Annotated in this window: 6 protein-coding genes, 2 tRNA genes and 3 rRNA genes; all 11 read left to right on the top strand. The window is 54.4% G+C overall.

All coding sequences use genetic code 11. The annotated features are described in order from the left end of the window. Positions 1-64: 64 nt before the first annotated feature. The 11 genes from pssA (at position 65) to J2Y90_RS01375 (ending at position 12,102) form a co-directional block, all read left to right on the top strand. A complete protein-coding gene (gene pssA, locus J2Y90_RS01425; RefSeq protein ID WP_016773182.1) occupies positions 65-922 on the top strand; it encodes a CDP-diacylglycerol--serine O-phosphatidyltransferase in 858 nt (285 codons plus the stop codon). 63 nt (positions 923-985) lie between these two features. Further along, positions 986-1,999 carry a protein-methionine-sulfoxide reductase catalytic subunit MsrP gene (gene msrP, locus J2Y90_RS01420; protein WP_253495920.1) on the top strand — a complete coding sequence of 338 codons (1,014 nt, stop codon included), beginning with the start codon at positions 986-988 and terminating at the stop codon, positions 1,997-1,999. After that, complete coding sequence (msrQ, locus tag J2Y90_RS01415; RefSeq protein ID WP_253495918.1) at positions 1,999-2,622, top strand: protein-methionine-sulfoxide reductase heme-binding subunit MsrQ; 624 nt, start codon at positions 1,999-2,001, stop codon at positions 2,620-2,622. The genes msrP and msrQ overlap by 1 nt, the downstream gene beginning before the upstream one ends. Positions 2,623-3,163: 541 nt before the next feature. Then, positions 3,164-4,700 (top strand): 16S ribosomal RNA (locus J2Y90_RS01410). Between the two features lie 123 nt (positions 4,701-4,823). Further along, a tRNA-Ile gene (locus tag J2Y90_RS01405) sits at positions 4,824-4,900 on the top strand. A gap of 10 nt (positions 4,901-4,910) precedes the next feature. After that, positions 4,911-4,986: transfer RNA gene (locus J2Y90_RS01400), tRNA-Ala, on the top strand. Between the two features lie 238 nt (positions 4,987-5,224). Beyond that, positions 5,225-8,118: ribosomal RNA gene (locus J2Y90_RS01395) — 23S ribosomal RNA — on the top strand. Between the two features lie 154 nt (positions 8,119-8,272). Further along, positions 8,273-8,388, top strand: a 5S ribosomal RNA gene (gene rrf, locus J2Y90_RS01390). Together the 16S, 23S and 5S rRNA genes with 2 tRNA genes alongside form the textbook arrangement of a ribosomal RNA operon. A gap of 148 nt (positions 8,389-8,536) precedes the next feature. Beyond that, on the top strand, positions 8,537-9,196 hold the full coding sequence (locus tag J2Y90_RS01385; RefSeq protein WP_253495916.1) for a paraquat-inducible protein A: 660 nt from the start codon (positions 8,537-8,539) through the stop codon (positions 9,194-9,196). After that, positions 9,183-9,806, top strand: coding sequence for a paraquat-inducible protein A (locus J2Y90_RS01380; protein WP_253495914.1), 624 nt, complete (start codon positions 9,183-9,185; stop codon positions 9,804-9,806). Before J2Y90_RS01385 ends, J2Y90_RS01380 begins: the two co-directional genes overlap by 14 nt. Further along, the gene (locus J2Y90_RS01375) at positions 9,799-12,102 is read left to right on the top strand and encodes an intermembrane transport protein PqiB (RefSeq protein ID WP_253495912.1); all 2,304 of its coding nucleotides are present in this window, start codon (positions 9,799-9,801) and stop codon (positions 12,100-12,102) included. The genes J2Y90_RS01380 and J2Y90_RS01375 overlap by 8 nt, the downstream gene beginning before the upstream one ends. Positions 12,103-12,283 lie beyond the last annotated feature (181 nt).

The raw sequence follows: 12,283 nt of genomic DNA, 5'->3' as shown, positions 1-12,283 counted from the left end.
GTGGCCGAACTGTCGTCCTCAAGCTTCTGTCGAATTTTCTCCAAACCGTTGCAAGGTAATGTCCATGAGCGAACGTCCCGAAGAGCCGAACAAGGCTTCCGACGCCGAAAGCCTGCTGCCCATCGATGAACACATCGAAGAAGGGCACGACGCTGAAGGTCGCAAAGTCCGGCATCGTGGTATCTATCTGCTGCCGAACCTGTTCACCACTGCCAACCTGTTCGCAGGCTTCTACTCCATCATCAACTCGATGAGCGCCCAGGCCGCCCTGAGTGCCGGCGACTCGGTGAATGCGAGCAAGTACTTCGCTTTCGCTGCGATCGCGATTTTCGTCGCGATGGTGCTGGACGGCCTCGATGGCCGCGTGGCGCGCATGACCAATACGCAAAGTGCCTTCGGCGCCGAGTACGACTCGCTGTCGGACATGGTCGCATTCGGTGTCGCGCCGGCATTGCTGGCCTTCGGTTGGGCATTGGGCGACATGGGCAAGGTTGGCTGGATGGTCGCCTTCATCTATGTAGCGGGCGCAGCGTTGCGTCTGGCGCGTTTCAACACTCAGGTCGGTACGGCCGACAAACGCTACTTCATCGGCCTGGCCAGCCCGGCGGCGGCAGGTGTAGTGGCCGGCATTGTCTGGGCGTTCAGCGATTACGGCATCCAGGGTTCGAAGATGTCGTTCCTGGTCGCGCTGATGGTTGCGGCCGCCGGCATGCTGATGGTCAGCAACATCAAGTACAACAGCTTCAAGGAGCTGGATCTGAAAGGTCGCGTGCCGTTCGTGGCAATCCTGGCGGTGGTGTTGGTATTCGCCGTTGTGTTCAGTGATCCGCCACGCATTCTGCTGTTGGTGTTCCTCGCCTATGCGGCGTCCGGCCCGGTGCAATATCTGTTGCGTCTTCGTCGCCACAAAAACGCCGAGTGATGTAATTTTCCGCATACTCCGCAGTCTATGGGTGCACCTGTCCTCCAAAGCTGCGGAGTTGTCATGTTGATCAAGATCCCCAAAGCATCCGACTGCCATGAGTCGGATGTCACGCCTGAAGCCATTTATCTTTCCCGTCGCCAATTGCTCGGCGCCACAGCTGCCGGTATTGCCGTGAGCACCTTGCCGCGCTGGGCCAGTGCCGCTGATGCCCCTCGCTACTCTGATGTCGAAGCCGGCAAGGCGCCGGCCTGGTTTGCCGAAAAGCTTCCTTCTACTCAATGGGGGGCGGTCAGCGTCAAGGACGAGGCAATCACGCCTTATAAAGACGCCACGCACTACAACAACTTTTATGAGTTCGGTATTGGCAAGGGCGATCCGGCCTCGAATGCTGGCGACCTCAAAACCGAACCCTGGAGCGTGGTGATAGACGGGGAGGTGGGCAAGCCAGGGCGCTATGCGCTGGAAGACTTCATGAAACCGTATCAACTGGAGGAGCGTATCTACCGTCTGCGCTGCGTCGAGGCGTGGTCGATGGTCATTCCCTGGATCGGCTTTCCGATCTCGGCGTTGCTCAAACAGGTCGAGCCGACCTCCAAAGCCAAGTACATCCGCTTCGAAACCCTGCAGGATCCGAAGAGCATGCCCGGCCAGCGCTCCGGTTTTGCCTTGATCGACTGGCCGTATGTCGAAGGCTTGCGTCTGGACGAGGCGATGAATCCTTTGGCGATCCTGGCAGTGGGCATGTACGGCCGCGAACTGCCGAATCAGAATGGTGCGCCGTTGCGGCTGGTGGTGCCATGGAAGTATGGCTTCAAGAGTGTGAAATCCATTGTGCGCATCAGTCTGGTCAGCGAACAGCCGAAGACCACCTGGCAGAGCATTGCTGCTGACGAGTATGGCTTCTACGCGAATGTGAACCCTACGGTCGACCATCCGCGATGGACCCAGGCCCGCGAGCGGCGCTTGCCGAACAGCCTGTTCAAACCGAATGTGCGCGATACGCAGATGTTCAATGGCTACTCGGATGAAGTCGCTTCTTTATATACAGGGCTCGATCTGCGGAAGAACTACTGATGCGCTATCCATTCTGGCGAGTGGGCGTTTTAATTGCTGCAGCGATCTGGCCATTGCTGTGGTTCTATCAGGCGTTCGCCGATCTGCTCGGGCCTGATCCGGGTAAGGTGCTGGTTGATCGTCTCGGACTCGGCACGCTGGTATTGCTGTTGATTACTCTGAGCATGACGCCGCTGCAGAAGCTGAGCGGCTGGGCGGGCTGGATTGCGGTGCGCCGGCAGTTGGGACTTTGGTGTTTTGCTTATGTGACGCTGCATCTGTTCAGCTATATGGCATTTATCCTCGGGTTCGACTGGTCCCAGTTGGGTGTTGAGCTACGCAAGCGGCCGTACATTATTGTCGGTGCACTGGGTTTTCTCGGCTTGCTGATATTGGCGGTGACCTCGAATCGCTATAGTCAGCGTCGGTTGGGTGCTCGCTGGAAGAAGCTGCATCGTCTGGTTTACGTGATTCTCGGGCTCGGTTTGCTGCACATGCTGTGGATCGTGCGGGCTGATCTGGAGGAGTGGACGATTTATGCCTTTATAGGCGCAGTACTTTTGCTGCTTCGTCTGCCGCCGGTGATGAGGCGAATCCCGCGTTTATTGGCTAAAAAGCAGAATCTGCACGAAAAGCGAAATTAACGGTTGACGGCAGATTCCAGAGGTCTATAATTCGCCCCACTTCCGGCGCAGTCGAAACGGAAAACTCCTTGAGATTCAAAGAGTTACGCAGTTTTCGGCAGCGGCTTGCTTCAGGTCATCGAAGTCTGGAAGGAGTTGAAAGAGCAGTGATGTGTGGCTCTTTTAACGGTTCGATCTTCTCGGTCGAAAGCGGAGAAAAAGAGGTGTTGACAGCAGCGATTAACGCTGTAGAATTCGCCTCCCGCTAACGAGAGATCGGAAGCGCAAGTGGTTGAAGTTGTTGAAGAATTCTTCGAAAACTTCTGAAAATAATCACTTGACAGCAAATGAGGCTGCTGTAGAATGCGCGCCTCGGTTGAGACGAAAGATCTTAACCAACCGCTCTTTAACAACTGAATCAAGCAATTCGTGTGGGTGCTTGTGCAGTCAGACTGATAGTCAAAAAGATTATCAGCATCACAAGTTACTCCGCGAGAAATCAAAGATGTAACCAACGATTGCTGAGCCAAGTTTAGGGTTTCTTAAAAACCCAAAGATGTTTGAACTGAAGAGTTTGATCATGGCTCAGATTGAACGCTGGCGGCAGGCCTAACACATGCAAGTCGAGCGGATGAGAGGAGCTTGCTCCTGGATTCAGCGGCGGACGGGTGAGTAATGCCTAGGAATCTGCCTGGTAGTGGGGGACAACGTTTCGAAAGGAGCGCTAATACCGCATACGTCCTACGGGAGAAAGCAGGGGACCTTCGGGCCTTGCGCTATCAGATGAGCCTAGGTCGGATTAGCTAGTTGGTGAGGTAATGGCTCACCAAGGCGACGATCCGTAACTGGTCTGAGAGGATGATCAGTCACACTGGAACTGAGACACGGTCCAGACTCCTACGGGAGGCAGCAGTGGGGAATATTGGACAATGGGCGAAAGCCTGATCCAGCCATGCCGCGTGTGTGAAGAAGGTCTTCGGATTGTAAAGCACTTTAAGTTGGGAGGAAGGGTTGTAGATTAATACTCTGCAATTTTGACGTTACCGACAGAATAAGCACCGGCTAACTCTGTGCCAGCAGCCGCGGTAATACAGAGGGTGCAAGCGTTAATCGGAATTACTGGGCGTAAAGCGCGCGTAGGTGGTTTGTTAAGTTGGATGTGAAATCCCCGGGCTCAACCTGGGAACTGCATCCAAAACTGGCAAGCTAGAGTATGGTAGAGGGTGGTGGAATTTCCTGTGTAGCGGTGAAATGCGTAGATATAGGAAGGAACACCAGTGGCGAAGGCGACCACCTGGACTGATACTGACACTGAGGTGCGAAAGCGTGGGGAGCAAACAGGATTAGATACCCTGGTAGTCCACGCCGTAAACGATGTCAACTAGCCGTTGGGAGCCTTGAGCTCTTAGTGGCGCAGCTAACGCATTAAGTTGACCGCCTGGGGAGTACGGCCGCAAGGTTAAAACTCAAATGAATTGACGGGGGCCCGCACAAGCGGTGGAGCATGTGGTTTAATTCGAAGCAACGCGAAGAACCTTACCAGGCCTTGACATCCAATGAACTTTCCAGAGATGGATTGGTGCCTTCGGGAACATTGAGACAGGTGCTGCATGGCTGTCGTCAGCTCGTGTCGTGAGATGTTGGGTTAAGTCCCGTAACGAGCGCAACCCTTGTCCTTAGTTACCAGCACGTTATGGTGGGCACTCTAAGGAGACTGCCGGTGACAAACCGGAGGAAGGTGGGGATGACGTCAAGTCATCATGGCCCTTACGGCCTGGGCTACACACGTGCTACAATGGTCGGTACAAAGGGTTGCCAAGCCGCGAGGTGGAGCTAATCCCATAAAACCGATCGTAGTCCGGATCGCAGTCTGCAACTCGACTGCGTGAAGTCGGAATCGCTAGTAATCGCGAATCAGAATGTCGCGGTGAATACGTTCCCGGGCCTTGTACACACCGCCCGTCACACCATGGGAGTGGGTTGCACCAGAAGTAGCTAGTCTAACCTTCGGGGGGACGGTTACCACGGTGTGATTCATGACTGGGGTGAAGTCGTAACAAGGTAGCCGTAGGGGAACCTGCGGCTGGATCACCTCCTTAATCGACGACATCAGCTGCTGCATGAGCTCCCACACGAATTGCTTGATTCATTGAAGAAGACGATAGAAGCAGCTTTAAGCTCCAAGCTGATAGCTCTGAGCTAACAGTTACAAGCTCGAAATTGGGTCTGTAGCTCAGTTGGTTAGAGCGCACCCCTGATAAGGGTGAGGTCGGCAGTTCGAATCTGCCCAGACCCACCAATTTTGTTATGGGGCCATAGCTCAGCTGGGAGAGCGCCTGCCTTGCACGCAGGAGGTCAGCGGTTCGATCCCGCTTGGCTCCACCATAAACTGCTTCGAAGTTTGAGAGTTTAGAAATGAATATTCGCATTGAATATTGATTTCTAGTCTTTTGATTAGATCGTTCTTTAAAAATTTGGGTATGTGATAGAAAGATAGACTGAACGTTACTTTCACTGGTAACGGATCAGGCTAAGGTAAAATTTGTGAGTTCTCTTAGTTGAGAAATTCGAATTTTCGGCGAATGTCGTCTTCACAGTATAACCAGATTGCTTGGGGTTATATGGTCAAGTGAAGAAGCGCATACGGTGGATGCCTTGGCAGTCAGAGGCGATGAAAGACGTGGTAGCCTGCGAAAAGCTTCGGGGAGTCGGCAAACAGACTTTGATCCGGAGATGTCTGAATGGGGGAACCCAGCCATCATAAGATGGTTATCTTGTACTGAATACATAGGTGCAAGAGGCGAACCAGGGGAACTGAAACATCTAAGTACCCTGAGGAAAAGAAATCAACCGAGATTCCCTTAGTAGTGGCGAGCGAACGGGGACTAGCCCTTAAGTTGATTTGAGATTAGCGGAACGCTCTGGAAAGTGCGGCCATAGTGGGTGATAGCCCTGTACGCGAAAATCTCTTATCAATGAAATCGAGTAGGACGGAGCACGAGAAACTTTGTCTGAATATGGGGGGACCATCCTCCAAGGCTAAATACTACTGACTGACCGATAGTGAACTAGTACCGTGAGGGAAAGGCGAAAAGAACCCCGGAGAGGGGAGTGAAATAGATCCTGAAACCGTATGCGTACAAGCAGTGGGAGCAGACTTTGTTCTGTGACTGCGTACCTTTTGTATAATGGGTCAGCGACTTATTTTCAGTGGCGAGCTTAACCGAATAGGGGAGGCGTAGCGAAAGCGAGTCTTAATAGGGCGTCTAGTCGCTGGGAATAGACCCGAAACCGGGCGATCTATCCATGGGCAGGTTGAAGGTTAGGTAACACTGACTGGAGGACCGAACCGACTACCGTTGAAAAGTTAGCGGATGACCTGTGGATCGGAGTGAAAGGCTAATCAAGCTCGGAGATAGCTGGTTCTCCTCGAAAGCTATTTAGGTAGCGCCTCATGTATCACTGTAGGGGGTAGAGCACTGTTTCGGCTAGGGGGTCATCCCGACTTACCAAACCGATGCAAACTCCGAATACCTACAAGTGCCGAGCATGGGAGACACACGGCGGGTGCTAACGTCCGTCGTGAAAAGGGAAACAACCCAGACCGTCAGCTAAGGTCCCAAAGTTATGGTTAAGTGGGAAACGATGTGGGAAGGCTTAGACAGCTAGGAGGTTGGCTTAGAAGCAGCCACCCTTTAAAGAAAGCGTAATAGCTCACTAGTCGAGTCGGCCTGCGCGGAAGATGTAACGGGGCTCAAACCATACACCGAAGCTACGGGTATCACCTTCGGGTGATGCGGTAGAGGAGCGTTCTGTAAGCCTGTGAAGGTGAGTTGAGAAGCTTGCTGGAGGTATCAGAAGTGCGAATGCTGACATGAGTAACGACAATGGGTGTGAAAAACACCCACGCCGAAAGACCAAGGTTTCCTGCGCAACGTTAATCGACGCAGGGTTAGTCGGTCCCTAAGGCGAGGCTGAAAAGCGTAGTCGATGGAAAACAGGTTAATATTCCTGTACTTCTGGTTATTGCGATGGAGGGACGGAGAAGGCTAGGCCAGCTTGGCGTTGGTTGTCCAAGTTTAAGGTGGTAGGCTGAGATCTTAGGTAAATCCGGGATCTTAAGGCCGAGAGCTGATGACGAGTTACCCTTTGGGTGACGAAGTGGTTGATGCCATGCTTCCAAGAAAAGCTTCTAAGCTTCAGGTAACCAGGAACCGTACCCCAAACCGACACAGGTGGTTGGGTAGAGAATACCAAGGCGCTTGAGAGAACTCGGGTGAAGGAACTAGGCAAAATGGCACCGTAACTTCGGGAGAAGGTGCGCCGGTGAGGGTGAAGGACTTGCTCCGTAAGCTCATGCCGGTCGAAGATACCAGGCCGCTGCGACTGTTTATTAAAAACACAGCACTCTGCAAACACGAAAGTGGACGTATAGGGTGTGACGCCTGCCCGGTGCCGGAAGGTTAATTGATGGGGTTAGCTAACGCGAAGCTCTTGATCGAAGCCCCGGTAAACGGCGGCCGTAACTATAACGGTCCTAAGGTAGCGAAATTCCTTGTCGGGTAAGTTCCGACCTGCACGAATGGCGTAACGATGGCGGCGCTGTCTCCACCCGAGACTCAGTGAAATTGAAATCGCTGTGAAGATGCAGTGTATCCGCGGCTAGACGGAAAGACCCCGTGAACCTTTACTATAGCTTTGCACTGGACTTTGAATTTGCTTGTGTAGGATAGGTGGGAGGCTTTGAAGCGTGGACGCCAGTTCGCGTGGAGCCATCCTTGAAATACCACCCTGGCAACTTTGAGGTTCTAACTCAGGTCCGTTATCCGGATCGAGGACAGTGTATGGTGGGTAGTTTGACTGGGGCGGTCTCCTCCTAAAGAGTAACGGAGGAGTACGAAGGTGCGCTCAGACCGGTCGGAAATCGGTCGTAGAGTATAAAGGCAAAAGCGCGCTTGACTGCGAGACAGACACGTCGAGCAGGTACGAAAGTAGGTCTTAGTGATCCGGTGGTTCTGTATGGAAGGGCCATCGCTCAACGGATAAAAGGTACTCCGGGGATAACAGGCTGATACCGCCCAAGAGTTCATATCGACGGCGGTGTTTGGCACCTCGATGTCGGCTCATCACATCCTGGGGCTGAAGCCGGTCCCAAGGGTATGGCTGTTCGCCATTTAAAGTGGTACGCGAGCTGGGTTTAGAACGTCGTGAGACAGTTCGGTCCCTATCTGCCGTGGACGTTTGAGATTTGAGAGGGGCTGCTCCTAGTACGAGAGGACCGGAGTGGACGAACCTCTGGTGTTCCGGTTGTCACGCCAGTGGCATTGCCGGGTAGCTATGTTCGGGAAAGATAACCGCTGAAAGCATCTAAGCGGGAAACTTGCCTCAAGATGAGATCTCACTGGAACCTTGAGTTCCCTGAAGGGCCGTCGAAGACTACGACGTTGATAGGTTGGGTGTGTAAGCGCTGTGAGGCGTTGAGCTAACCAATACTAATTGCCCGTGAGGCTTGACCATATAACACCCAAGCAATTTGCTGACCTGAAAAGGCACCAGATTGCGGTGTGTGAAGACGAAACGAACCGAAAGTTCGAAGTTCACAAACACCTAGCTGTCACATACCCAATTTGCTGAAGCGAGGCCATCTGGTCACGAGTCAGTACCCGAATTTCTTGACGACCATAGAGCGTTGGAACCACCTGATCCCATCCCGAACTCAGCAGTGAAACGATGCATCGCCGATGGTAGTGTGGGGTTTCCCCATGTGAGAGTAGGTCATCGTCAAGATTAAATTCCGAAACCCCAATTGCGAAAGCAGTTGGGGTTTTGTTTTGCCTGCGAGAAAGTTTTTCAGAGCTGCGGCGAACAAAATTGCACAGTTATTTTCGAATCAGAACACTAGAATAGCCCCATCTTTTTCGGAGTCAGAGCCTGTATGTCAGAATCGGTTGACGCCCCCGGGCTGTCAGATTTACCGCTGGAAGACTTGATAGCCTGTCACGAGTGCGACCTGCTGATGCGCAAGCCGACACTTGCCCATGGTGAGAAAGCTCTCTGCCCGCGCTGCGGCTACGAGTTGTATGCGCACCGCCATAATGTGGTGCAGCGCAGCCTCGCCCTGGTGATTGCGGCGTTATTGCTTTACCTACCGGCAAACTTTTTGCCCATCATGCAACTCAATATCCTCGGGCAATCGTCGCAGGATACGGTGTGGAGTGGTGTGGTCGGTCTGTTCAATACCGACATGCAAGGAGTGTCGATTGTCGTCTTCCTCTGCAGTATGGCGATACCGTTGCTAAAGCTGCTGTGCCAGTTGTTTGTATTGCTGACGATTCGCTTCAATGTCGGCCGCGGTTATGGCTTGCTGCTCTATCGTATTTACCACCACCTCAGAGACTGGGGCATGCTCGAGGTCTACCTCATGGGCGTCCTCGTTGCGATCGTGAAGCTGGCAGATATGGCAGCGATCACCGTGGGCCTCGGGCTGGCATGTTTCATTGGCTTGTTATTGGTACAAGTCTGGCTGGAGGTGGTGATGTCACCGCATCAGATCTGGCAGGCATTATCAGGAGAGGATGCCCATGCGGGCGATTGATGCGGGCATTCTGGTGTGCACCGAATGCCACGAGCTGAACAGACAGGAAGCTGAAGCTGACGAGCAGAACTGCAGCCGTTGCGGTGCGCAGGTTCACGCTCGCCGACCGAACAGCCTGACCCGAACCTGGGCGCTGTTGATCACGGCAGCCATCATCTATATCCCGGCGAACGTCCTGCCGATCATGACGGTCAGCTCTCTGGGTCAGGGTGATCCAAGTACCATCATGTCCGGCGTGATTCAGCTGGTGCAGCACGGCATGATTCCGATCGCGGCCGTGGTGTTCATTGCCAGTATTCTGGTGCCGACTTTCAAACTGGTCGGTATTGCGCTGTTGCTGTTCTCGGTGCAGAGACGGCAGCCATTGTCGGCCCGTCAGCGTATCTGGATGTACCGTTTCATCGAGTTCATTGGCCGCTGGTCGATGCTCGATATTTTCGTGATCGCCATTCTTGTGGCGGTCGTCAACTTCGGCAGGATAGCCAGTGTCGAAGCCAACTTGGGCGCCGTCGCCTTCGCCTCTGTGGTGATTCTGACGATGCTCGCCGCAGTAACTTTCGATCCCCGACTGATTTGGGATAACACGGAGTCGGACGACGACCATGACTGATTTGCCCGTAGCGAAAACCCGACCGGCTTCGAACTGGTCTGCCATTTGGGTGTTGCCTCTGATCGCGCTGATCATCGGCGGCTGGCTGGGCTGGCGTGCCTGGTCGGAAACCGGCATCGAAATTCAGGTGCGTTTTGAGAGTGGCGAAGGCATCCAGGCCAACAAGACAGAGGTTGTCTATAAAGGCATGTCGGTCGGCAAGGTCAAGACGCTCAAGCTCGACGATGAAGGCAACTCCAAAGGAGTGATCGCCACCATCGAAATGAACAAGGATGTCGAGCAATACCTCAAAACCAGCACGCGATTCTGGCTGGTCAAACCGAGCGTGACTCTGGCCGGTATCACCGGTCTGGAAACTTTGGTCTCGGGTAACTATGTGGCGATCAGTCCCGGTGAAGGCGAGCCGGTGCGCAAGTTCAAGGCACTGGCCGAAGAGCCTCCGCTGTCTGACGCCAAGCCGGGTTTGCACCTGACCATCAAGGCCGATCGTCTCGGCTCGTTGAATCGTGGCAGCCCGGTGTTCTACAAGCAGATCAAAGTCGGTCAGGTGAAAAGCTACGTGCTGTCCGAAGACCAGAGCACCGTTGAACTGAAAGTATTCATCGAGCCGACCTACGCCAAACTGGTGCGCAAACACACACGTTTCTGGAACGCCAGCGGCATCAGCATCGACGCCAACCTCTCCGGTGTGAAAGTGCGCAGCGAATCCCTGGCCAGCATCGTCGCCGGCGGTATCGCTTTCGCGACGCCGGAGAATCGCAAAGACAGCCCGCCGACTGACCCGAGCCTGCCATTCCGTCTCTATGAGGACTTCGACGCCGCCGCTGCCGGGATTCGCGTGAAGGTGAAACTCAGCGACTTCGAAGGCCTTCAGGCCGGTCGCACGCCCGTGATGTACAAGGGCATCCAGGTCGGCAACCTGAAAGCGCTGAAGGTCGATCCGGACCTGAACAGTGCCACCGCCGAGCTGACCCTTGATCCATTGGCCGAAGACTATCTGGTTGAGGGCACGCAGTTCTGGGTGGTCAAACCGTCGATTTCTCTCGCCGGTATTACTGGCCTGGAAGCGCTGGTGAAAGGTAACTACATCGCCGTGCGTCCGGGCGACAAAGGCGCTGCGCCGAAACGCGAGTTCGAGGCGCGACCGAAAGCACCGCCGCTGGATCTGCGTTCGCCGGGCCTGCATCTGGTGTTGTTCACTGACTCGCTGGGCTCGATCGATGTCGGCAGCCCGATTCTGTACAAGCAGGTCAAGGTCGGTTCGGTGCAGAGCTACCAGTTCTCCCGAACCAAGAAGCAACTGGTCATTGGCGTGCACATCGAGAAGGAATACGAAAACCTGGTCAACGCCTCGACGCGCTTCTGGAATGTCAGCGGTATTACCCTCACGGGTGGCTTGACCGGCGGCATTCAGGTGAAGAGTGAATCGTTGCAAACCCTGATGGCCGGAGGTATTGCCTTCGAAACCCCGCAAGCCAATGCTCCGTTGAAGAAACGCATCCCGCGCTTCCGTCTGTTCGCCGACCACGATGAGGCGAACAAGAAAGGCGCAGTAGTGACCATCAAAGTCGATCGCGCCGACGGTTTGAGCAGCGGCACACCGGTGCGCTTCAAGGGGCTGGATGTCGGCAAGATTGAAAGCGTTGATCTTACCGACGACATGCAGTCTGTGATCCTCACCGCGCGCATCACTGAAGTGCCGGAGAAGATTGCCCGAGTCGGTAGTCAATTCTGGGTGGTCAAGCCGGAGCTGGGACTGATCAAGACGCAGAATCTGGAAACGCTGGTCACCGGCAAATACATCGAAGTCCAGCCGGCGGCGAAAAACCTCGGGCCGCAGAAAAACTTTGTTGCCTTGGCCGAGGCGCCGGAAGTTACTAAGCAGGAAGCGGGTTTGAGTCTGGTGTTGAGCGCTGCACGTCGCGGTTCGCTGAAGCCTGGCGTGCCAGTGACCTACCGTGAAATTACCGTCGGCAAGGTGACCGGTTATGAGTTGGGCCAGACGGCTGACCGTGTACTGGTGCACATCCTGATTGAGCCGAAGTACGCGCCACTGGTGCGCAGCGGCAGCCGCTTCTGGAACACCAGTGGTGTGGGCTTCGATTATGGTTTGTTCAAAGGCGTGACGGTGCGAACCGAATCGCTGGAAACACTGATTCAGGGCGGGATTGCCTTCGCCACACCGGACGGTGAGCGTATGGGCAACCCGGCGCGGGCCGAGCAGACGTTCCCGCTGTTCGACAAGTTCGAGGATGAATGGCTGACCTGGGCGCCGAAGATTCAGCTCGGTAAGTAACCTGAAGTTTATGGGGCGTCTATCAAGACGCCTTCGCGAGCAAGCTCGCTCCCACATTTTGTATGCGTTTCTATGTGGGAGCGAGCTTGCTCGCGAAGAGGCCCTCTGATTCAACCCAAATCCCAGGCGATAAAAAAGGGCCGCGATCCCATCAGATCGCGGCCCTTTTTATTAGCTTCAG

Origin of the sequence: Pseudomonas koreensis, from assembly GCF_024169245.1 — a bacterium.
In the GTDB taxonomy this organism is placed as follows: domain Bacteria; phylum Pseudomonadota; class Gammaproteobacteria; order Pseudomonadales; family Pseudomonadaceae; genus Aquipseudomonas; species Aquipseudomonas koreensis_F.
The sequence above is the reverse complement of the archived record's forward strand: the minus strand, read 5'-3'. Positions and strand labels throughout refer to the sequence as shown.

What these genes read in the sequence shown, in the direction of transcription:
- pssA (WP_016773182.1), top strand. Translation starts at nt 65, where the DNA reads ATGAGCGAACGTCCCGAAGAGCCGAACAAGGCTTCCGACGCCGAAAGC.
- msrP (WP_253495920.1), top strand. Translation starts at nt 986, where the DNA reads ATGTTGATCAAGATCCCCAAAGCATCCGACTGCCATGAGTCGGATGTC.
- J2Y90_RS01375 (WP_253495912.1), top strand. Translation starts at nt 9,799, where the DNA reads ATGACTGATTTGCCCGTAGCGAAAACCCGACCGGCTTCGAACTGGTCT.
- J2Y90_RS01380 (WP_253495914.1), top strand. Translation starts at nt 9,183, where the DNA reads ATGCGGGCGATTGATGCGGGCATTCTGGTGTGCACCGAATGCCACGAG.
- J2Y90_RS01385 (WP_253495916.1), top strand. Translation starts at nt 8,537, where the DNA reads ATGTCAGAATCGGTTGACGCCCCCGGGCTGTCAGATTTACCGCTGGAA.
- msrQ (WP_253495918.1), top strand. Translation starts at nt 1,999, where the DNA reads ATGCGCTATCCATTCTGGCGAGTGGGCGTTTTAATTGCTGCAGCGATC.